Annotated in this window: 17 protein-coding genes and 1 riboswitch; of the genes, 11 read left to right on the top strand and 6 right to left on the bottom strand. The window is 72.3% G+C overall.

All coding sequences use genetic code 11. From position 1 onward, the window contains the following. Window positions 1–17 precede the first annotated feature (17 nt). On the bottom strand, window positions 18–524 hold the full coding sequence (locus IMZ35_RS01175) for a hypothetical protein (protein ID WP_199438971.1): 507 nt from the start codon (window positions 522–524) through the stop codon (window positions 18–20). Between the two features lie 352 nt (window positions 525–876). On the opposite strand from IMZ35_RS01175, the gene ileS reads away from it, so the two are divergent. After that, entirely contained in the window at window positions 877–4,017 is a 3,141-nt protein-coding gene (ileS, locus tag IMZ35_RS01170; RefSeq protein ID WP_199438970.1) for an isoleucine--tRNA ligase, read from the top strand. A 297-nt stretch (window positions 4,018–4,314) separates the two neighbouring features. Here ileS and IMZ35_RS01165 read toward each other — a convergent pair whose 3' ends face one another. Beyond that, complete coding sequence (locus tag IMZ35_RS01165) at window positions 4,315–4,923, bottom strand: RNA polymerase sigma factor (RefSeq protein ID WP_199439571.1); 609 nt, start codon at window positions 4,921–4,923, stop codon at window positions 4,315–4,317. 119 nt (window positions 4,924–5,042) lie between these two features. Next, the gene (locus IMZ35_RS01160; RefSeq protein WP_199438969.1) at window positions 5,043–5,501 is read right to left on the bottom strand and encodes an RNA polymerase sigma factor; all 459 of its coding nucleotides are present in this window, start codon (window positions 5,499–5,501) and stop codon (window positions 5,043–5,045) included. Between the two features lie 248 nt (window positions 5,502–5,749). Here IMZ35_RS01160 and IMZ35_RS01155 point away from each other — a divergent pair, with 248 nt between their 5' ends. The 4 genes from IMZ35_RS01155 (at window position 5,750) to IMZ35_RS01140 (ending at window position 10,486) form a co-directional block, all read left to right on the top strand. After that, complete coding sequence (locus IMZ35_RS01155) at window positions 5,750–7,225, top strand: potassium/proton antiporter (protein WP_199438968.1); 1,476 nt, start codon at window positions 5,750–5,752, stop codon at window positions 7,223–7,225. Between the two features lie 168 nt (window positions 7,226–7,393). Next, window positions 7,394–7,508: riboswitch (SAM riboswitch) on the top strand. A gap of 29 nt (window positions 7,509–7,537) precedes the next feature. Continuing rightward, window positions 7,538–8,890 carry an aminotransferase class V-fold PLP-dependent enzyme gene (locus IMZ35_RS01150; RefSeq protein WP_199438967.1) on the top strand — a complete coding sequence of 451 codons (1,353 nt, stop codon included), beginning with the start codon at window positions 7,538–7,540 and terminating at the stop codon, window positions 8,888–8,890. Between the two features lie 22 nt (window positions 8,891–8,912). Then, complete coding sequence (lspA, locus tag IMZ35_RS01145) at window positions 8,913–9,560, top strand: signal peptidase II (RefSeq protein ID WP_307867635.1); 648 nt, start codon at window positions 8,913–8,915, stop codon at window positions 9,558–9,560. A 41-nt stretch (window positions 9,561–9,601) separates the two neighbouring features. Continuing rightward, entirely contained in the window at window positions 9,602–10,486 is an 885-nt protein-coding gene (locus IMZ35_RS01140) for an RluA family pseudouridine synthase (protein ID WP_199439570.1), read from the top strand. Between the two features lie 7 nt (window positions 10,487–10,493). On the opposite strand, the gene IMZ35_RS01135 is transcribed toward IMZ35_RS01140, so the two are convergent. Continuing rightward, window positions 10,494–11,411 (bottom strand): AsnC family protein, encoded by a 918-nt coding sequence (locus IMZ35_RS01135; RefSeq protein ID WP_199438965.1) that lies wholly within the window; start codon window positions 11,409–11,411, stop codon window positions 10,494–10,496. A 185-nt stretch (window positions 11,412–11,596) separates the two neighbouring features. Between IMZ35_RS01135 and dnaE the strand changes: the two genes are divergently transcribed. The 3 genes from dnaE to IMZ35_RS01120 all read left to right on the top strand — a co-directional run bounded on the left by dnaE (window position 11,597) and on the right by IMZ35_RS01120 (window position 17,787). Continuing rightward, window positions 11,597–15,127: a DNA polymerase III subunit alpha gene (dnaE, locus tag IMZ35_RS01130; RefSeq protein WP_199438964.1), complete on the top strand. Its 3,531-nt coding sequence runs from the start codon at window positions 11,597–11,599 to the stop codon at window positions 15,125–15,127. Window positions 15,128–15,246: 119 nt separating this feature from the next. Further along, window positions 15,247–16,470, top strand: a complete 1,224-nt coding sequence (locus tag IMZ35_RS01125; RefSeq protein WP_199438963.1) for a cytochrome P450 family protein — start codon at window positions 15,247–15,249, stop codon at window positions 16,468–16,470. Window positions 16,471–16,518: 48 nt separating this feature from the next. Further along, window positions 16,519–17,787 carry an adenosylmethionine--8-amino-7-oxononanoate transaminase gene (locus IMZ35_RS01120; protein WP_199438962.1) on the top strand — a complete coding sequence of 423 codons (1,269 nt, stop codon included), beginning with the start codon at window positions 16,519–16,521 and terminating at the stop codon, window positions 17,785–17,787. Window positions 17,788–17,843: 56 nt separating this feature from the next. Here IMZ35_RS01120 and IMZ35_RS01115 read toward each other — a convergent pair whose 3' ends face one another. Further along, the gene (locus tag IMZ35_RS01115; protein WP_199438961.1) at window positions 17,844–18,107 is read right to left on the bottom strand and encodes a glutaredoxin family protein; all 264 of its coding nucleotides are present in this window, start codon (window positions 18,105–18,107) and stop codon (window positions 17,844–17,846) included. A gap of 56 nt (window positions 18,108–18,163) precedes the next feature. Between IMZ35_RS01115 and bioD the strand changes: the two genes are divergently transcribed. The 3 genes from bioD (at window position 18,164) to bsaP (ending at window position 20,231) form a co-directional block, all read left to right on the top strand. Next, the gene (gene bioD / locus IMZ35_RS01110; protein WP_199438960.1) at window positions 18,164–18,880 is read left to right on the top strand and encodes a dethiobiotin synthase; all 717 of its coding nucleotides are present in this window, start codon (window positions 18,164–18,166) and stop codon (window positions 18,878–18,880) included. A gap of 104 nt (window positions 18,881–18,984) precedes the next feature. Beyond that, window positions 18,985–20,031, top strand: a complete 1,047-nt coding sequence (gene bioB, locus IMZ35_RS01105) for a biotin synthase BioB (protein ID WP_199438959.1) — start codon at window positions 18,985–18,987, stop codon at window positions 20,029–20,031. A gap of 11 nt (window positions 20,032–20,042) precedes the next feature. Next, window positions 20,043–20,231 (top strand): biotin synthase auxiliary protein BsaP, encoded by a 189-nt coding sequence (bsaP, locus tag IMZ35_RS01100; RefSeq protein ID WP_199438958.1) that lies wholly within the window; start codon window positions 20,043–20,045, stop codon window positions 20,229–20,231. Between the two features lie 37 nt (window positions 20,232–20,268). On the opposite strand, the gene IMZ35_RS01095 is transcribed toward bsaP, so the two are convergent. Further along, a complete protein-coding gene (locus IMZ35_RS01095; RefSeq protein WP_199438957.1) occupies window positions 20,269–21,852 on the bottom strand; it encodes an alkaline phosphatase D family protein in 1,584 nt (527 codons plus the stop codon). Between the last annotated feature and the right edge of the window lie 130 nt (window positions 21,853–21,982).

The raw sequence follows: 21,982 nt of genomic DNA, 5'->3' as shown, positions 1-21,982 counted from the left end.
GTCGTGTCGTCCAGCGGTCAGATCCAGGTGTCCAGGAAGACCGTGGCGCGCAGGGCGGGAGCGGTGTCGCTGCCGCAGCGGTGCTCCAGCGTCACGGTCACCCCGTGGAGGGTGCCGGTGGTGCCGCGGCGCATCCCCGACACGGTGAACGAACCGCGCGGGTCCGCGCAGGTCCTCCCGTGGGAGATCACCCGCAGACCGGGAGCGGTGGCCGTGGGGAACTGCCGCACCCCCGAGTAGGTGCCCTCGCTCAGCCGCGCCCCGCCGGGCGCCGCCACCTCGAGGGCGAAGCCGTCCCCGCCGTCGCTCGTGGCGTCGATCCGCAGCACACCGGTGCGCAGCTCCTGGACGAAGACCTCCTGATCGGGTGACGCCCAGTCGGCGGACTGTCCGCTGACCGGGACGGCGCCGTTCTCGGCGGTGAAGGTCAGCGTCCGCAGCGCGTCGTCGGCGGACGCGGAAGGTGCGAGGACGAGTGCTGACACCGCCGCGGCGAGCGCGGCGAGTGCGAGGCGGTGCTCCATGCTCATCTCCTCATCTCTCGCCCGGCGGGTCCGGGCGCGGAGCCCACCCTTCCGGTGCTCGGCCGTGCCGTCACGGGGGGAAGTCCTCCGGGCAACCGGTTTGCCCCGAGGCGTTACCCTGGTGCCAGCAGGGCGTTGATCCGGCCATCACCGGGGAGCCTCCGGAAGAACGGGCCTCGCGGCCTCAGTAGAACCGGACGGGAGCGGCCCGTCACAGCCGTCACGAGAGGTCGTCGCAGCTCCACCAGCGGCGGCAAACGGGGTGGTACCGCGGTGTGCCCGAAGCGGGCGCGTCGTCCCCGTGTGGGTGCGTGCACCCGTGCGAGCAGGACGAACCGCGAGGAGCAGTGAGATGGCCTACCCCAAGGCTGGCGATCAGGACGCAGTGCGGAACAGCGCTGTGCCGGCCCAGCCGTCCTTCCCGGAGCTGGAAGAGGGTGTCCTCGACTTCTGGAAGTCCGACGGGACGTTCCAGGCCAGCGTCGAGAACCGCCCCGCCGGCGCCGACGGAGCCAACGAGTTCGTCTTCTACGACGGCCCGCCGTTCGCCAACGGCCTCCCGCACTACGGGCACCTGCTCACCGGCTACGTCAAGGACCTCGTCCCGCGCTACCAGACCATGCGCGGCAAGCACGTGGAGCGCCGCTTCGGCTGGGACACCCACGGCCTGCCCGCCGAGGTCGAGGCGGAGAAGCAGCTCGGCATCACCCACAAGAGCGAGATCGACGCCCTGGGCATCGAGGCGTTCAACGAGGCCTGCCGCACGTCGGTGCTGCGCTACACCGACCAGTGGCGCGACTACGTCACGCGCCAGGCGCGGTGGGTCGACTTCGACGACGACTACAAGACCCTCGACCTGGACTACATGGAAAGCGTCATGTGGGCCTTCAAGACCCTGCACGAGAAGGGTCTGATCTACGAGGGCTTCCGGGTGCTCTGGTACTGCTGGCGCTGCGAGACGCCGCTGTCGAACACCGAGACGAAGATGGACGACGTCTACCGCGAGCGGCAGGACCCCGCGGTGACCGTCGGCCTGCGCCTGGAGACCGGCGAGCTGGCGCTGATCTGGACGACGACGCCGTGGACGCTGCCCAGCAACCTCGCCGCCGCCGTGCACCCGGACGTGGACTACGTGACCGTGGAGCACGAGGGGGAGCGCTACCTGCTGGCCGAGGCCCGCCTGGGCCACTACGCCCGCGAGCTGGGCGAGGACGCCGCCGACCACGTCGTCGCGCGCTGCACGGGCTCCGACCTGCTGGGCCGGAAGTACACGCCGCCGTTCGACTTCTTCGTCGGCCGGGAGAACGCGCACCAGATCCTCGCCGCGGACTACGTCACCACCGAGGACGGCACGGGCATCGTGCACATCGCCCCGGCCTTCGGCGAGGAGGACAAGGCCGTCACCGACGCCGCGGGCATCGAGGTCGTCGTGCCGGTGAACTCGCGCGGCGAGTTCACCGGCGAGGTGCCGCCCTACGAGGGCGTGCACGTGTTCGAGGCCAACAGGGCCATCGCGCGGGACCTGCGGGAGCGCGGTCTGCTGCTGCGCCACGAGACCTACGACCACCCGTACCCGCACTGCTGGCGCTGCGCCAACCCGCTGATCCAGCGCGCGGTGTCGTCGTGGTTCGTGGCGGTCACGAAGTTCCGCGACCGCATGGTGGAGCTCAACCAGCAGATCGACTGGGTGCCGGAGCACATCCGCGACGGCCAGTTCGGCAAGTGGCTGGAGAACGCGCGCGACTGGTCCATCTCCCGCAACCGCTACTGGGGCTCGCCGATCCCGGTGTGGACCTCCGACGACCCGGCGTACCCGCGGGTGGACGTCTACGGCTCGCTCGACGAGCTGGAGCGCGACTTCGGCGTGCGCCCGGCCGATCTGCACCGGCCGCACGTGGACGAGCTGACCAGGCCCAACCCGGACGACCCGACCGGTCGTTCGACGATGCGCCGCGTCCCCGAGGTGCTCGACTGCTGGTTCGAGTCGGGCTCCATGCCGTTCGCGCAGGTGCACTACCCGTTCGAGAACGCCGACTGGTTCGAGGACCACTACCCCGGCGACTACATCGTCGAGTACAACGGCCAGACCCGCGGCTGGTTCTACACCCTGCACGTGCTGGCCACGGCGCTGTTCGACCGGCCGGCGTTCCGCACGGTGTCGGCGCACGGCATCGTGCTGGGCGACGACGGCGCCAAGATGTCCAAGTCGCTGAAGAACTACCCCGACGTCAACGAGGTGTTCGACCGCGACGGCTCCGACGCCATGCGGTGGTTCCTCATGTCGTCGCCGATCCTGCGCGGCGGTGACCTGGTGGTCACCGAGCGCGGCATCCGCGACGCGGTGCGCCAGGCCGTCCTGCCGCTGTGGAACTCCTGGTACTTCCTCGCGCTCTACTCGAACGCCGCCGGTCGCGAGGGCACCTGGCGCACGGACTCGCAGCACGTGCTCGACCGGTACGTGCTGGCGAAGACGCACGACCTGGTGCGCGTCACGACGACCGCGCTGGACACCTACGACATCGCCGGCGCGTGCGCGAGCATCCGCGAGTACCTGGAGGTGCTGACCAACTGGTACGTGCGCCGCTCGCGCGACCGGTTCTGGGCGGGTGACGCCGACGCCGTCGACACGCTGCACACCGTGCTGGAGGTCGTCAGCAGGGTCGCGGCCCCGCTGCTGCCGCTGACCACCGAGGTCGTGTGGCGCGGGCTGACCGGCGGTCGCTCGGTGCACCTGACGGACTTCCCGTCCGTCGAGGACCTGCCCGCCGACGACGCGCTGGTGACGGCGATGGACACGGTGCGTCAGGTGGCGTCCACCGCGCTGTCGCTGCGCAAGGCGAACAAGCTGCGCGTGCGGCTGCCGCTGGCCAAGCTCGTCATCGCCGCCGAGAACGCCGACGCCGTCGCCGAGTTCACCGGCATCCTGCGCGACGAGGTCAACGTCAAGGACGTCGAGCTGACCACCGACGTGGACGCGCACGGGCACTTCCAGCTCGTCGTGAACGCCCGCGCCGCCGGTCCGCGCATCGGCCGCGAGGTGCAGACGGTGATCAGGGCCGTCAAGGCCGGCGAGTGGAGGACCACCGAGTCGGGCGCGGTCGAGGCGGCGGGCGTCGAGCTCCTCCCCGGCGAGTACGAGCAGCGCCTCGTGGCGACGGACCCGGCCGCGACGGCCGCCCTGCCGGGCGGCGGCGGGTTGGTGGTCCTGGACACGGCGGTGACGCCGGAGCTGGCGGCGGAGGGCGTCGCGCGCGACCTCGTCCGAGTGGTGCAGCAGGCCCGCAAGGACGCGGGTCTGGACGTCTCCGACCGCATCGCGCTGACCCTCCAGCTCCCGGCCGAGGTGGCGGAGGCGGTGAGGACCTTCGAGAACTTCGTGGCCGGGGAGACCCTGGCGGACGAGGTGACCCACGCCGAGGTCGGCGACGGCACGGGCTCGGACGGCGTCGTGGGCGACGGGGCGAAGGTGCGGGTGCTGGTGGAAAGGGCGTGAGCCGGACGACCGGCGCGCCCCCGGCAGGTGGGCGCGAAGTGGGGCCGCGCCGGTCGCTCACGCCGTCGCCGAACAGCTGACGGAGCGATCAGACCGACCGGCGCGCCCCGGCAGCACGTGGGGGTGCGCCGGTCGTGCGCCGTCTCGCCGGACCACACGCTCCGCAGGTGGTCCGGCGAGACGGGAGACGACCGGATCAGAGCACCCGAACCGCCGTCTCCGGAGGAGCGGCCGGGGACACGGCGATCGACGTCCACGCACTGCGCACCGCGGACGCCCACCCCCCGTGTCCAGCCCTCACGCCCCGCCCTCGCGCTCCAGCTCCACCCGCAACGCCGACAGGCAGCGCCCCCGAGTCGGCCCGATGCTGCCGCGCGGCATCGACAGCGCCTCGGCCACCGCCCGGTACTCCGCGCGCCCGGCGAGCACCGTCAGCCGCAGCAGCTCCTGGCAGCGCCGGGACAGCCGTCCGTAGGCACGCCACAGCCGCCGGTCGCGGTCGTCGCGCAGCGTCTCGACCTCCGGCAGCCACATCTCGCTCGGCAGCTGCTCCGCGGTGTCGTCGAGCAGCGGGGCGGTGCCGCGCGAGTCGCGCCACGAGCGGTGCGACTCGCGCCGCGCCGTCACGACCAGCCAGCCGACCAGCGCGCGCGGCTCGGCCAGCCGGTGCAGGTGCCGCAGCAGCGCGAGCCACACGTTCTGCACCACGTCCTCCGCGGCGGGCACGTCCAGCCCGTTGCCGCGCGCGACGTTCCACACCAGCGGTGTCAGTTCCGCGACGAGCGCGTCGAGCGCGGCCCGATCACCCTCGCGGGCGGCGACGAGGCACCGGGCGTGCCGGTCGTAGCCCTCCAGCTCCCGCCACGACGCCGGTGCGGGGGCCTCGCCGGTGGGACGCTGCGCCACGATCGCCGCGGCCCCCAGCTCGTCGGAAGCCCCGTCGGCGGGGATGGCCTCGATCAGCGCGTCGCGCAGATCGCCCAGCCGCCTGGCCAGGTCGTCCTCCTCGGACACCGCGCTCGTGCTCACCCGTCGTCTCCCTCCGTGCCGAGCAACTCCCTCATCATCGACGACGCGAGCACCAGCCGGTCGCGAACCGCGTCGGGTTCGCAGCCCAGAAGGGTGGCGATCGCGGCGTCGTCGAGGTCCCACGTCCGCAGCACCAGCGCGGCGCGCAGCTCCTCGGGCAGGGCGCTGAGCGCGGCGAGCGTCTCGGCGGGCTCGTCCTCGTCGTCGCGCTCCGGCAGGGCGGAGCCGGTGGGCGTCCGCTCGGCGAGCAGGGTCCGGACCTCGTCGTAGAGCCGCGTCCTGCGCCGCGTCGGATCGATGTCCGGCCAGTGCAGCCACGTGCGGGTGAAGGCGTCGTGCACGGCGGCGGCGTGGTCGGCGTGCGGTGACATCAGCGCGGCGAAGCGCGCGAGCAGCAGGCGTTCGCGGTCGTAGAACGCGGCGAACGCCGTTTCGTCGTCCGGTCGTGGCGACAAGATCACGACCGGCCGCACGGGTGGGTCACCATCTCGTTCGTCCCCTTCCTGAACCGTTCGCCAGCGGGGGCCGGGAAGACCCCCGCGCGGGGAGTTGACGAGTGTCCCAGTCCCCCTCCGGCGGTCGCGCGCAGGTCGTGCTCCGGTGACGAGGCCCACGGAACGGCCCTCGCGGCGCGGCGCGGGTTGGTCCACTTCGCACACGGCGGGGACAATGACCGCGGCGGAGCGTTCAGCGAGGAGGTCGGATGGCGGACGTCACGACCGTTCTCGGGATCGGCGCGGTGGTGCTGCTGGTGTCCGTGTTCGCGGTGCGCGTCTCGACCCGGCTGGGGCTGCCGTCGCTGCTGCTCTACCTCGGCATCGGCGTGCTGCTCGGGGAGTCCGTCCTCGGCATCGACTTCGACGACGCCGACCTGACCCGGTCGCTCGGCACGGTGGCGCTCGTGCTGATCCTCACCGAGGGCGGGCTCACCACGCGGTGGTCCGACGTGCGGCCCGTGCTGCGGCTGGGCATCGCACTGTCCACAGTGTCCGTCGCGGTGAGCGTCGCGGTCACCGCCGCCGCGCTGCACCTCCTGCTGGACCTGGACTGGCGGATGGCGCTGCTGTGGGGCGCTGTGCTGTCCTCCACCGACGCGGCCGCCGTGTTCAGCGTCCTGCGCGCGATCGGTGTGAACAAGCGGCTGACCGGTGCGCTGGAGCTGGAGTCCGGCATCAACGACGCCCCGGTCTACATCGCCGTGGTGCTGCTCGCGTCCACCGATCCCGTCACCTGGACCGCGCCGCTGCTGATGGTCTACGAGCTCGCCGCCGGCGCGGTGGTGGGCGTGGCGCTGGGGCGGCTGGGCGCGTGGGGACTGCGGCGCGCGGCGCTGCCGGCGACCGGCCTCTACCCGCTGGCGTCGGTGGCGGTGTGCGTGCTGGCCTACACCGTCGGCGACCTCGCCCACGCGTCCGGCTTCCTCGCCGTCTACACGGCGGCTCTGCTGCTGGGCAACGCGCGTCTGCCGCACCGCTCGGACACGCTGTCCTTCGCCGAGGGGCTGGGCTGGCTCGCCCAGATCGGACTGTTCGTGCTGCTGGGCCTGTACGCCTCGCCGCCCCGACTGCTCGACGTGGTGGTGCCCGCGCTCGTCGCCGGTGCGGTGCTGCTGCTCGTGGCCAGGCCGTTGTCGGTGCTGATCGCCGCGCTGCCGTTCCGGGTGCCGTGGCGCGAGCAGGTGTTCCTGTCCTGGTCGGGGTTGCGCGGCGCGGTGCCGGTGGTGTTCGCGCTCATCCCCGTCATCCAGGGCGTGCCCGGCGCGCAGCGGCTGGTGGACGCGGTGTTCGTGCTGGTCGTGGTGTTCACCCTGTTGCAGGGCGGGACGCTGCCGGTCCTCGCGCGGCTGCTGGGGCTCACGGCGAGCAGCGAGCCCCGCGAGCTGGAGGTCGACGCCGCCCCGCTCGACGAACTGGGCGCCGCGCTGCTCCAGGTGCGCATCCGGCACGGGTCCCAGCTGCACGGCGTGTACCTGTCGGAGCTGCGCCTGCCGCCCGGCGCGGTCGTCAGCCTCGTGGTCCGCGCCGACGTGCCGTTCACCCCGCAGCCCACCACCCGGCTCCAGGAGCGCGACCAGCTCCTGGTCGTCGTCACCGACGCCGCCAGGGCGTCGGCCGAGCAGCGCATCCGGGCCGTGGACCGCGCGGGCCGCTTCGCCCGCTGGAAGGGCGTCAACGGGTAGCGGCGCTCGGCCCGAGCACCGCGAACGCTCCACTCGTGGTGCTCGAACGCTCAACTCGTGGTGCTGGAACGCTCCACTCGTGGTGCTGGAACGCTCAACTCGTGCGGGTGGTCTCACGATGTGAGCCGAGGTCGACCTCGGCTGGCGCTTCCGCTAACGTCGTCGCCAGGTCATGAGTGCCAGCGTCAAGCCCGAGCTTGCTGGCCGGCAACCCTCCTACCGCGGTGGGGTGCCCTCGGTGAGGACCTGGTCCGGCGCGAGGTGCGTCGGGCAAGCGCGGGCCTGCGGGCCCCTGTCCCGGAGGGCACCGGCATGACGCTCGCTCACTCCCACCCCGTTCCCCAGCCGCGCACCGCCGTGCCCGCCGTGCCCGCCGTGGTCGGGGCCGACCTGCGGGTGCCGCTGGTCACCGGTGAGCGGGTCGGCTACGCCAACCTCGACCACGCGGCCAGCGCGCCGTGCCTGGAGCAGGTCCGCGACGCCGTGGACGAGCTGCTGCCCTGGTACGCCAGCGTGCACCGCGGCGCGGGGTTCGCCTCGAAGGTCTCCACCCGCGTCCACGAGCAGGCGCGGGCCTCGGTGCGGCGCTTCCTGAACGCGCGGGACGGCGACGCGGTGGTGTTCACCCGCAACACCACCGACGCGCTGAACCTGCTGGCCCGCAGCCTGCCCCGGCACGCGGCCGTCGTGCTGTTCGACACCGAGCACCACGCCGCCCTGCTGCCGTGGCGCGGCCCGAACGTGCAGCGGATCGCGGCGCCCCGCTCGGCCGACGCCGCCGCGCCCGCGCTGGCCGAGGCGCTGGGCCGCTGTCCGGAGGGCCCGCGCCTGGTCGTGCTCACCGGCGCGTCCAACGTGACCGGTGAGCTGTGGCCGGTCGCGGAGCTGGCGCGGGTCGCCCGCGCCCACGGTGCCCGCGTCGTGCTGGACGCCGCTCAGCTCGCGCCGCACCGTCCGGTCGACGTGCGGGAGCTGGACGTCGACTACACGGTGCTGTCGGGCCACAAGATCTACGCCCCGTTCGGGTCCGGTGTGCTCGTCGGGCGGTCGGACTGGTTGCAGGCCGCCGAGCCCTACCTGGCCGGCGGCGGCGCGACCCGCAGGGTCACCGATCACGGCGACCACCTCGGCGTCTCCTGGTCCGCCGTGCCGGAGCGGCACGAGGCGGGGTCGCCGAACGTCGTGGGCGTGCACGCGCTCGCCGTGGCCTGCGACGTGCTGTCGCGGCACTGGGAGCAGACCGTCGAGCACGAGCGCGTGCTGCTGGAGCGGCTGCGCTCCGGACTCGCGACCGTGCCGGGACTGCGGGAGCTGACCCTCTTCGACGGCGACCGCGACCGGGTGGGCGTCGTCAGCTTCACCGTCGGCGGTCACGACGCCGGGTACCTCGCCGCGGCGCTGTCCGCCGAGCACGGCATCGGCCTGCGCGACGGCGCGTTCTGCGCGCACGTGGCCGTGGGCAGGCTGCTGGACCGCGTCGGCGGCCACGAGCAGCGGGCGCTGCGGGCGAGCCTCGGCCTGGGCAGCACGGTCGAGCACGTGGACCGGCTGGTCGCGGCGCTGCGCAGCCTCGTGCTGGACGGGCCCCGGTGGAACTACGTCCAGGTCGACGGTCGCTGGGAGCCCGAGAACGATCCCCGCACCCCGCCGCCGTTCCTGTCCTGAGGCCGTGCTGGACAATGGGGGTGTGAGCACCGAGCCCAACACCGATCCGGACCCGGCCGACCGGGCCGCCGACCCCGCCGCAGAACCCGGCGGGAGCGTCCCGGCGTCGAGCGGGCCCGCGGAGCCGGAGCCGGCCGTCCCGCCGAAGCGGCGGGTGCTGCTGCTGGCGCTCGTGGCGGCCTTCGTGTTCGCCGTCGACCTGGTCACGAAGGTGATCGCGGTGGCGACGTTGGAGAACCGCGAGCCGGTCGAGCTGTTCGGCGGGCTGCTCTACCTGCCGCTCATCCGCAACACGGGCGCCGCGTTCGGGCTCGCCGAGGGCATGACCGTGGCGCTGGCCACCGTGGCGATGGGCGTGGTCGTCTTCATCGTGTGGATCGCGCGCAAGCTGCGGTCCGCCGGCTGGGCGTTCGGCCTCGGGCTGGTGCTGGGCGGCGCACTGGGCAACCTGGTGGACCGGATCTTCCGGGCCCCCGGTGTCATGCGCGGCGGCGTGGTCGACTTCTTCTCGGTGCTCGACCCCTACGGCCGGGTGTTCCCGGTGTTCAACGTCGCCGACTCCGCGATCTGCGTCGGCGGCGGCATCATCGTGCTCCTCGCGCTGCTCCAGCGCGACTACGACGGCACGGTGGGCCCGAAGAAGACCGCTGACGAGGAGAAGACCGCGTGAGCGGATACCGAACGCTGCCAGTGCCCGACGGTCTCGACGGGATGCGCGTCGACGCGGGCCTGTCCAAGCTGCTCGGGCTGTCCCGCACGATCGTGGCGACCCTCACCGAATCGGGTGATGTGCTGCTCGACGGACGCCCGGCGGGCAAGTCCGACCGCCTGATCGCCGGCTCCACGCTGGAGGTCACGATCCCCGCGCCGCCGCAGCCCGTCCGGGTGCAGGCCGTCGCCGTCGAGGGCCTGGTCGTGCTGCACGAGGACGACGACATCATCGTGGTCGACAAGCCCGTGGGCGTCGCCGTGCACCCCAGCCCCGGCTGGACCGGTCCCACCGTCGTCGGCGGGCTCGTCGCCGCCGGTCACCGGGTCGCCACCTCCGGCGCCGAGGAGCGGCAGGGCGTCGTGCACCGCCTCGACGTGGGCACGACGGGCGTGATGGTCGTCGCGAAGAGCGAGAGCGCCTACTCCGCGCTCAAGCACGCCTTCAAGGAGCGCACGGTCGACAAGCTGTACCACGCGCTGGTGCAGGGCCACCCGGACCCGATCAGGGGCACGATCGACGCACCGATCGACCGGCACCCCAAGCACGACTACAGGTTCGCGGTGATGGCGAGCGGCAAGCCCAGCATCACCCACTACGAGGTGACCGAGGCGTTCCGCTCGGCGTCCCTGCTGGACGTGCACCTCGAGACCGGCCGCACGCACCAGATCCGCGTGCACTTCTCCGCGCTGCACCACCCGTGCGTGGGCGACCTGACCTACGGCGCCGACCCGGTGCTGGCCAAGCGCCTCGGCGTCACCCGGCAGTGGCTGCACGCCCGCAGGCTGGGCTTCCACCACCCGGCCGACGGTCAGTGGGTGGAGTTCACCAGCGAGTACCCCGACGACCTGGCTCGGGCGCTGGAGGGGCTGCGCGCCGAGGGCTGAGCGGACCTCAGTCCTCGACCGACCACAGGAGGCTGTGGGCGTCCGGCTCCGGCCGGGCGCTCCACCGCACGGCGACCACGTCGGTGCTCTCCGGCAGCACGTAGACCGTGTGCCCGCCCGCGGTCTCGCCCGGCTGCACGCCGATCTTGTACGGGGGACGGGACGACAGCGACACGGGCGCCTTGGCGACCGTCTCGCCGGTGTTCGTCACCAGCACGAGGTACATGTCGGGCAGCGAGTGGAACGCCACCTGGCCGCGGTTGCTCAGCTCGGTGTGCACGACCACGGCCCGCTCGCCGTCGGCCAGCTTGTACCCGGCCGCGGTGAACAGGAAGTCCGCCGGGTCGACGACCTCGACGAGCTGGATGGAGAACCGCGCGCCCTCCAGGCCCTCGGTCTCCAGCGCCGTGCCGACCCTGCCGCGCCGCTGGCCGGCCGGTACCTGCGTGCCGCCGAACACGGGCGTGTCGCCGCGCGCCCACCCGGCGCTCTGCGGCGGCCCCCAGGTGCTGACGGGCTGCTCGCCGGTCGGGGGCTGCTGGACCGGGAACGGCGTGCTGGGCGGCTGCTGCTGGTACTGCTGCGGCGCGGGACGCGCCGGGTGCGGTCCGGACGGCATCCCGCCCTGCACGGGGTGCTGGCCGGTCGGCGGCCGGACGGCGTAGTTGCCCGACGGCGTGTTCTGCGCGGGCGGGCCCGCGTAGTTCCCCCAGGCCATGCTGTTGGACAGGGCCTTGCGGATGCCGTTGGGGTCGCACTCCACGCCCACCAGCAGGGGCAGGCCGCTGCCGGACAGCGTGATCAGCCGGGAGGCCGCCTCGCGGGGGTCCATGCCCAGCCGGGCGGCCACCTCGTGCACGGCCGCACGGCCCATCTCCGCGATCATGGCGAGAAGACGGGCGTCGACGGGATCCGGAGCCACCACGCTCCGCACGCTACCGGTCGGGTCCGACGACCGCGTCGGCGGCTGGCCGTCGGAAGGATCACCGCGCCCCGGCGTGTCGGCCGACACCCGGTGGGGCGACTGGGCCGAAGAGGTGACGGAGGGATAGGGTTCTCCGAGTCCGAGCGGGGGTTCTCCCGCCTTCTTCGATCTTGTGGGAGGCACGGGTGTCCGACTCGTTCGTTCACCTTCACGTGCACACCGAGTACTCGATGCTCGACGGCGCGGCGAAGCTCAAGGACATGTTCGCGGAGTGCGAGCGGCTGGGGATGCCCGCCGCCGCGATCACCGACCACGGCAACATGTACGGGGCGTACGACTTCTTCCGCCAGGCCACGGCCGCCGGGATCAAGCCCGTCGTGGGCATCGAGGCGTACGTCGCGCCGGAGTCCCGGTTCAACAAGAAGCGCGTGCTGTGGGGCGACCCGGGGCAGAAGTCCGACGACGTGTCCGGTAGCGGCGCCTACACCCACCAGACGATCTGGGCGCGCGACGTGGACGGCCTGCACAACCTGATGAAGGTCGCCAGCCGCGCGTCCACGGAGGGCCAGCTCGGCAAGTGGGCCCGGATGGACGCCGAGCTGCTCGCGGAGCACTCCAAGGGCCTCATGGCGACCACGGGCTGCCCGTCCGGCGAGGTGCAGACCCGCCTGCGCCTGGGGCACGACCAGCTCGCGCTGGAGGCCGCGGCGAAGTGGCGGGACATCTACGGCGCGGACAACTTCTTCGTCGAGCTGATGGACCACGGCATCGAGATCGAGCGGCGGGTGCGCGACGGCCTCGTCGACATCTCGAAGAAGCTCCAGATCCCGTTCGTGGTGACCAACGACTCGCACTACACCTACAAGGAGGACCGGGAGGCGCACGACGCGCTGCTGTGCGTGCAGACCGGCAAGACCCTCCAGGACCCCGGCCGCTTCAAGTTCGACGGCGCGGGCTACTACCTGAAGTCGCCGGAGGAGATGCGCGCGGTCGACTCGTCCGACCCCTGGCAGGAGGGGTGCCGCAACACGCTGCTGGTCGCCGAGAAGGTCGACACGAGCGGCATGTTCGCGTTCCAGAACCTCATGCCGCGCTACCCGATCCCGGACGGCAAGACGGAGAACGACTACTTCCGCGAGCAGGTCTGGGAGGGCATGAAGCGCCGCTTCCCCGGCGGCGTGGACGAGGTGCACCGCCAGCAGGTCGAGTTCGAGATCGGCGTCATCCTCCAGATGGGCTTCCCGTCGTACTTCCTGGTGGTCGCGGACTTCATCAACTGGGCGAAGGCCAACGGCATCCGGGTCGGTCCCGGCCGCGGGTCGGCCGCGGGCGCGCTGATCGCCTACGCGATGGGCATCACCGACCTCGACCCGCTGGCCCACGGCCTGATCTTCGAGCGGTTCCTGAACCCCGACCGCGTCAGCCCGCCCGACATCGACATCGACTTCGACGAGCGCAGGCGCGGCGACGTCATCCGGTACGTGACCGACAAGTGGGGCTCCGACAAGGTCGCCCAGGTCATCACGTTCGGCACCATCAAGGCCAAGGCCGCGATCAAGGACTCGGCCCGCGTGCTCTACGGCCAGCCCGGCTACGCCGTGGCCGACCGGATCTCCAAGGCCATGCCGCCCGCCGTGATGGGCAAGGACATCCCGCTGTCCGGGGTGTTCGACCCGGCCCACAAGCGCTACTCGGAGGCGGCGGAGGTCAGGGCGCTCTACGACAGCGACCCGCAGGTCAAGGAGATCATCGACACCGGGCGCGGCCTGGAGGGCCTGATCCGCAACGCCGGTGTGCACGCCTGCGCGGTCATCATGTCCGCGGAGCCGCTGATGGACCACATCCCGGTCTGGATGCGCCCGCAGGACGGGTCGATCATCACGCAGTTCGACTACCCGACGTGCGAGACGCTCGGCCTGCTGAAGATGGACTTCCTGGGCCTGAGCAACCTGACCACGATCGACGACACGCTGCGCAACATCGTGCTCAACGGCAAGGACCCGGTCGACCTCGACACGCTGGAGCTGACCGACAAGAAGACCTACGCCCTGCTGTCCAAGGGCGAGACCCTGGGCGTGTTCCAGCTGGACGGCGGTCCCATGCGGGACCTGCTGCGCCTGATGCGCCCCGACAACTTCGAGGACATCTCGGCGGTCGGCGCGCTGTACCGGCCGGGCCCGATGGGCGCGAACTCGCACACGAACTACGCGCTGCGCAAGAACAAGCAGCAGGAGATCACCCCGATCCACCCGGCGCTCGCGGACGCGCTGGAGGACATCCTGGGCACGACCTACGGGTTGATCGTGTACCAGGAGCAGGTCATGGCGATCGCGCAGAAGCTCGCCGGGTACACGCTGGGCCAGGCGGACCTGCTGCGGCGCGCGATGGGCAAGAAGAAGAAGGAGATCCTCGACAAGGAGTACGAGGGCTTCGCGGCGGGCATGAAGGCCAACGGCTTCCCGCCGGACGCCGTCAAGACGCTGTGGGACATCCTCGTCCCGTTCGCGGACTACGCGTTCAACAAGGCGCACTCCGCCGCGTACGGCCTGGTCTCCTACTGGACGGCCTACCTCAAGGCGAACCACCCGGCCGAGTTCATGGCCGCGCTGCTCACGACGAACTCCGACAACAAGGACAAGTCGGCCATCTACCTGGCCGAGTGCCGCCGCATGGGCATCACGGTGCTCCCGCCGGACGTCAACGAGTCGGAGCGCGAGTTCGCCGCCATCGGGCAGGACATCCGCTTCGGCCTGGGCGCGATCCGCAACGTCGGCGCGAACGTCGTGGACTCGATCATCCGGGCGCGCAAGGAGAAGGGGAAGTTCGCCGACTTCTCCGACTTCCTGCGCAAGATCGACGTCCAGGCGTGCAACAAGAAGGTGGTCGAGTCCCTGATCAAGGCGGGGGCGTTCGACTCGCTGGGCCACCCGCGCAAGGGCCTGCACATGATCCACGTCGAGGCCGTCGACGCGATCATGGACACGAAGAAGGCCGAGGCGCGCGGGCAGTTCGACCTGTTCGGCGGCGGCGACGGCGCCGAGGACACCTCCGGCGCGTTCGACGTGAAGATCCCCCAGGAGTTCTGGGAGCCCAAGCACCAGCTCGCGCTGGAGCGGGAGATGCTGGGCCTCTACGTCTCCGGGCACCCGCTCAACGGTGTGGAGCACGTGCTGGAGTCCTACTCCGACACGACGATCGCCCGCATCCTGGAGGGCGACGTGCCGGACGGCACGCAGATCACCCTGGGCGGCATCCTCGCGACGGTCACCCGGCGGGTGAACAAGAACGGCGAGCCCTGGGCCTCGGCGATGCTGGAGGACCTGGCCGGCGGCATCGAGGTGCTGTTCTTCCCGAAGAGCTTCGTGGTGCACGGCATGTCGGTCATCGAGGACGCGATCGTGCTGGTCAAGGCACGGGTCGCCAAGCGCGACGACCGCATCTCGCTCATCGCGAACGACCTCGTGGTGCCGGACCTGAGCGAGATCGGCGCGGCGGCGCTGAAGCTGAAGATGTTCGGCGCGAAGTGCACGCCGAAGATCGTCACCTCCCTCAAGGAGGTGCTCGCGGCGCACCCCGGCACGACCGAGGTCCACCTGAACCTCGTCAACGGCAACCGCAAGATCGCGCTGAAGCTGGACGACGCGCTGCGGGTCAGTCCGTCGCCGTCGCTCATGGGCGATCTGAAGGCGCTCCTCGGTCCCGGTTGCCTGGGGTAGTCCGCCCCGTCCGGATGCTCCGATCGGGTGGCGATCGCTGCTTCCGGGGACCATCGCGCAGGCGTGGCCGTTGTTCGGTTAACAGGGTTAACCGAACAACGTGCGAGGAGGAACCGCCCATGGGGGCACCGTCCGCTCGGGTGGAGAGTCTCGACCTGGAGTACCTGAAGGACCCGTACCCGGTGCACGACCGGTTGCGGGAGCAGGCGCCGGTGTCCGAGGTGGTGCTGCCGCGCGGGCTGAGGGCCTGGCTCGTCACCCGGTACGACGAGGCCCGCACGGCGCTGGCCGACCCGCGCTTCGGCAAGGACATGCAGAAGCCCGAGGCGGCGGAGCTGTTCGAGCGGCACTCCCCGCCCGGCGCGGAACAGCGCGACTTCGACCAGTCGCTGTCGGCCCACATGCTCAACAGCGACCCGCCCCAGCACACCCGGCTGCGCAAGCTGGTCACCAAGGCGTTCACCTCGCGCCGGGTCGAGCTGATGCGCCCGCGCATCCAGCAGATCACCGAGGAGCTGCTCGACTCCGTCGCGGAACGGGACGAGGTGGACCTGCTGGACGCGCTGGCGTTCCCGCTGCCCATCACGGTCATCTGCGAGCTGCTGGACGTGCCGCTGGACCAGCGCGACGAGTTCCGCACGTGGTCCAACACGCTGCTGTCCAGCTCCAGCACCGCGGAGGAGGCCGGAGCTGCGTCGCAGGCCATGGCGGTGTACCTCGCGGACCTGGTGGAGCACAAGCGCGCGAACCCCGGTGAGGACATGCTCTCGGCGCTGATCCACGCCGAGGACGACGGCGACAACCTCGACCGCACCGAGCTCATCTCCATGGCGTTCCTGCTGCTCGTCGCCGGGCACGAGACGACGGTCAACCTGATCGGCAACGGCGTGCTCGCGCTGCTGCGCAACCCCGACCAGCTGCGTCTGCTGCGCGAGGACCCCGGCCTGCTGCACAACGCGATCGAGGAGTTCCTGCGCTACGAGGGGCCGCTGAACCAGGCGACGCTGCGCTACACCACCGAGGACGTCGAGCTGGGCGGTGTGCTGATCCCCGCCGGTGAGATCGTGGTGGTGTCGCTGATGGGCGCCAACCGCGACGCGGCGCGCTTCGCCGACCCCGACCGGCTGGACATCACCAGGCAGCCGGGCGGCCACGTCGCCTTCGGCCACGGCATCCACTTCTGCCTGGGCGCCCCGCTGGCCCGGCTGGAGGGGGAGATCGCGGTCGGCACGCTGCTGAAGCGCTTCCCCGACCTGGCGCTGGCCGCCGAGCCGGAGACCCTGCGCTGGCGGGAGAGCACCCTGATCCGCGGGCTGCACACCCTCCCGGTCCGCCTGTCCTGACGCACGCCGTGGGCCGGGCCCCGCCGGGTCCGGCCTACAGTGGCGCGCGTGGATCACGACGCACTGCTCGCGCTGGACCGGGCGCACGTCTGGCACCCCTACGGGCCGATGCCCGGCACGGCGAGCCCGCTCGTCGTGGAGTCCGCGCGCGGCGTGCGGCTGCGCCTGGACGACGGCCGCGAGCTGGTCGACGGCATGTCCTCCTGGTGGGCCGCGATCCACGGCTACCGGCACCCCGCGCTGGACGCGGCGGTCACCGCCCAGCTCGGCCGGATGAGCCACGTCATGTTCGGCGGCCTCACCCACGAACCGGCCGTGCGGCTGGCGTCCAGGCTGGTCGAGATCACGCCGGAGCCGCTGCGGCACGTGTTCCTGTGCGACTCGGGCTCGGTGTCCGTCGAGGTCGCGGTCAAGATGTGCCTGCAGTACCAGCGCTCGCGCGGCAAGCCGGGAAAGCGGCGCCTGCTGACGTGGCGCGGCGGCTACCACGGCGACACGTTCCAGCCGATGTCCGTGTGCGACCCCGAGGGCGGGATGCACTCGCTGTGGCGGGGCGTCCTGCCCGAGCAGGTGTTCGCCGACGCGCCCCCGGCCGAGCTGGACACCGCCCACGTGCAGCACCTGGCCGACCTGGTCGAACAGCACGCCGACGAGCTGGCGGCGGTGATCGTGGAGCCCGTCGTGCAGGGCGCGGGCGGGATGCGCTTCCACGACCCGCGCTACCTGCACGTGCTGCGCGAGCTGACCCTGGCGCACGACGTGCTGCTGATCTTCGACGAGATCGCCACCGGTTTCGGCCGCACCGGCGAGCTGTTCGCCGCTGACCACGCCGGGATCAGCCCGGACGTGATGTGTCTCGGCAAGGCCATGACCGGCGGGTACCTCACGATGGCAGCCGCGCTGTGCACGGCCGAGGTCGCCGACGGCATCAGCCGGGGCGAGGTGCCCGTCCTCGCGCACGGGCCCACGTTCATGGGCAACCCGCTCGCCTCGGCCGTCGCGAACGCCTCGATCGACCTGCTGCTGGGCCAGGACTGGCGCGCCGAGGTGCGGCGCGTCGAGTCCGGGCTGCGCGCCGGGCTGGCGGCCGCCGCCGACCTGCCCGGCGTGGCCGACGTGCGCGTCCTCGGCGCGATCGGCGTGGTGCAGCTCGACCACGAGGTCGACGTGGCCGCCGCGACGGCCGCCGCGGTCGAGGCCGGGGTGTGGCTGCGGCCGTTCCGCGACCTCGTCTACACGATGCCGCCGTTCGTCAGCACCGACGCCGACGTCGCCGCCGTCACCGCCGGTGTGGTGGCCGCCGCCGCTGCCGGGTGATCAGCCGGTCCTGATCAGCCGGGTCCGATCATCCGGGCCCGATCATCCGGTCTTGATCACCTGGGCCCGATCAGCTCCGCGAGCTGCACGTTCGTCGGCTCCACCAGCACGGCCCCGCCGGGGACCACCGCGTCCGACAGCACCACGACGGGGATGTTCTTGCGGCCGTCGGCCAGCTCGACCGCCCGGTCGCGCGCCGCGTCGTCGTGCTCCACGTCCACGTCCGTGAAGGGGACGGAGTGCTCGCGCAGCCACGCCTTCGCGCGGCGGCAGTCGCCGCACCAGTCGGCCCCGTAGACGATGATGTCCTGCTCACCCATGCCGGTGACGATAGCTGCCGTCGGCCACGCTGCGTGTCGCCGTACGCTCGTCGGTCGTGGGCGTTCTCGTGATCACCGGTACCGGCACCGAGGTCGGCAAGACCGTCGTCACGGCGGCGCTGGCCGCCGTCGCCGCGGCGCGGGGCAGTCGCGTCGCCGTGCTCAAACCGGCGCAGACGGGGTTGCTGCCGGGAGAGCCGGGCGACGTGGACGAGGTGGTGCGGCTCGCCGGGGACGTCACCGCGCGCGAGCTGGTCCGCTACCCCGACCCGCTGGCCCCCGCGACCGCCGCGCGCCGCGCCGGGCTGCCGGTGCTCAGCCCCGCCCAGATCGCCGCCGAGGTCGTGCTCCTGGACGAGACGCACGACCTGGTCCTGGTGGAGGGCGCCGGAGGGCTGCTGGTGCGCTTCGACGACGCCGGCTCGACCATCGCCGACGTGGCCTGGGCGGTGAACGCGCCCGTGCTGATCGTCGCGCAGGCCGGGCTCGGCACCCTCAACGCGACCGCGCTGACCGCGGAGGCCGTCCTGCGTCGCGGGCTGGAGACCGTGGGCGTGGTCGTGGGCAGCTGGCCGGAGCATCCCGACCTGGCGGCCCGCTGCAACCTCGCCGACCTGCCGGAAGCCGCTGGCGCACCGCTGCTGGGCGTCCTGCCGAGCGGGGCCGGGACGCTGCCGTCCGCCGACTTCGCCGCCGTGGCCCGCGAGTCGCTCTCGCCGTGGTTCGGCGGCACGTTCGACCCCGAGACGTTCGCGGCGCAGCACGCCTGCTGACCGGGGCTCGCGACGATCCAGTGACATTTCTCGTCTTCCGCCGCGCCGGTGGTGAGGCAGACTTGCCCCCGGACGAGCAGCAGCCGGAGTCGAAGGAGACGACGTTGACCGCAGCGCCCGAACGGACCGACCGGCATACCGACGGTGACGTGCTGGAGGACGTGCTGGAGGTGGCACGGGAACAGGTCCTGGAGCGCGGCGAGGGACTGACCGAGGAGCAGGTGCTCCGGGTGCTCCAGCTCCCCGACGAGCGCGTCTCCGACCTCCTCGCGCTGGCCCACGAGGTGCGGATGCGCTGGTGCGGCCCCGAGGTCGAGGTCGAGGGCATCGTGAGCCTCAAGACCGGCGGCTGCCCCGAGGACTGCCACTTCTGCTCGCAGTCCGGGCAGTTCCCCTCGCCCGTGCGGTCGGCGTGGCTGGACGTCCCCGGCCTGGTGCGCGCCGCCCGGCAGACCGCCGAGACCGGCGCGACGGAGTTCTGCATCGTCGCCGCGGTGCGCGGGCCGGACGCGCGGCTGCTGTCGCAGGTGCGCGAGGGCATCGCGGCCATCCGCGCGGACGGCAACGACATCCAGATCGCCTGCTCGCTGGGCATGCTCACGCAGGCGCAGGTCGACGAGCTGGTCGAGATGGGCGTGCACCGCTACAACCACAACCTGGAGACCGCGCGGTCGCACTTCCCGCAGGTCGTCACCACGCACTCCTGGGAGGAGCGCTGGGACACGCTGCGGATGGTGCGCGACGCGGGCATGGAGGTCTGCTGCGGCGGCATCATCGGCATGGGCGAGACGCTGGAGCAGCGCGCCGAGTTCGCGGTGCAGCTCGCGTCGCTGTCGCCCGACGAGGTGCCGATGAACTTCCTCATCCCCAACCCCGGAACGCCGTACGAGAACTACCCCGTCGTGGAGGGACCGGACGCGCTGCGCGCGGTCGGGGCGTTCCGGCTGGCGCTGCCCCGCACGATCCTGCGCTTCGCGGGCGGCCGGGAGCTGACGTTCGGCGACCTGGGGGCGAAGCAGGGGATGCTCGGCGGCATCAACGCGATCATCGTCGGCAACTACCTCACCAACCTGGGCCGTCCCGCGGCGCAGGACCTGGAGATGCTCGACGACCTGAAGATGCCGATCAAGGCCCTGAGCCAGACCCTCTAGGAACCGCCACCGTGAACGCCTTCTGCTCGTTCTGCGGCCGGGAGACGGACGCCGCGGACCACACCGCGTGCGCCCGCCGCCTCCAGCTGATCGACCCGCCGCGGTTCTGCGCGCAGTGCGCGCGCCGCATGGTGGTCCAGGTGACCCCGGCGGGCTGGACCGCGCGGTGCAGCCGTCACGGCGAGATCAGCTCCACCTAGGGGCGCGGCGGGGGGAGCACCCCCGCCGCGCTTCCGCTCAGGCCCGCTGGGCTCCGGGGCGGCCCTGCTCCACGACGAAGGACGCGAGGGTCGACTCGGGGGCGTCGGCGCGGCTGACGGTGCTCACCATCCGCAGTTCGGTCCGGAAGCGCGCCTCGTCGACCTGGCAGCGGACGTAGCCGCGGCGGTCGCCGTCGAAGAACGTGATGTGCGGGTTGTGCTCGATCATCGGACCGTAGTACGGGCCGTAGACCGAGCGGTCGCCGTTGGAGGAGATCGACGTGCCGACGAACTCGGTCGCCACGACGGGTGAGGACGGCGCGTCGAAGTCGCCGTGCACGTCGTTGACGAACGTGGAGTGCCAGTCACCGGTGACGACCACCGGGTTGCGGACGCCGTGCCGCTGCCACGCGTCGGTGAGGCGCTTGCGCGCGGCGGGGTAGCCGTCCCACGCGTCGTGCCACAGCCGCTGCCCGTCGGGACCGTCGTGGTCGAGCCGGGAGAGCATCACGTTGCTGCCCAGGACGTTCCACGTCGCGGAGGAGGCGGCGAAGCCCGAGTACAGCCACTTCTCCTGCTCGAAGCCCAGCATGGTCACGTCGGGCGCGTACGCGGCGGGGCAGGCGTCGGCCTCGCCCCAGCCGCACGGCGGCACGCTGCGGTACTGCCTGCCGTCGAGGAGGTCGAGCTGCGCGAGGCGGCCCCACTCCAGCCGCCGGTACACCCGCGGCCCGCCGGCGCGGCCCGGTCCCGCCGGTGGCCGCACGGGCTGGTGCTCGTACCAGGCCCGGTAGGCGGCGGCGCGCAGTTCGCCGATGTCCCCGGCGTCCTCCTGCCGGGTGCCCGCGTAGTCGTTGCGCACCTCGTGGTCGTCCCAGGTGACCATCCAGGGGAAGCGCGCGTGCGCGAGCTGGAGCTCCGGATCGCTCTTGTAGAGGGCGTACTGCATCCGCCAGCGCTCCAGGTCCAGCGGCGCGGTCCGCAGCACGTCCGGCGTGGTGACGCCGCGGAAGCCGCCGTCGGCGGGGATCGCGCCCTCGTAGACGTAGTCGCCCAGGTGCAGCACGAGGTCCAGGTCTTCCTGCGCCATGTGCCGGTAGGACGGGTAGTACCCGCTGGCCCAGTCCTGGCAGGAGGCGAACGCGAAGGCCAGCGACCCGCCGCGGGCGCCGGGCCGGGGCGCGGTCCTGGTGCGGCCGACGGGGGAGACGTCCTGGCGGTAGCGGAAGCGGTAGAACCACTCCTGGTCCGGGGCGAGGCCGTTCACCTCGACGTGCACCGAGTGGGCCAGTTCGGGCAGCGCCCACGCCGATCCGGCGGCCACGATCCGGCGGAACCGCTCGTCACGGGCGATCTGCCACTCCACGGGCACCTTGCGCGGCTGCATCCCGCCACCGGGCGCGAACGGGTCCGGCACGAGCCTGGTCCACAGCACGACGCCCGACGAGGTCGGGTCGCCGCTCGCGACGCCGAGCCGGAAGGGGTACTCGCCGCCGCCCGGTCTCGTGGTGGCCTCGGCCCGGCCGACGGGCAGCTGCGCCAGCGCGGCGGCGCTCGCGACCGCGGAGACGGCGCCGAGGAAACGACGACGACCGAGGTCGCCGGAGGAGGTTCCGCTCATCGGCACTGTCTAGTTCTCCCCGGTTGCCCCGGTGGGAGATCCCGGTGAACACCGGGCGGGGAGCGGATGTCGGGCGCGGACACCGGCTCCGGAGGTCCGGGCACCGTGAGCGGTACTGTGCGTCCCGTCG

It is taken from the genome of Umezawaea beigongshangensis (assembly GCF_016464305.1).
Classification (GTDB): domain Bacteria; phylum Actinomycetota; class Actinomycetes; order Mycobacteriales; family Pseudonocardiaceae; genus Umezawaea_A; species Umezawaea_A beigongshangensis.
Note: the sequence above shows the minus strand (reverse complement) of the source record. Positions and strands in the feature narration are given on the sequence as shown.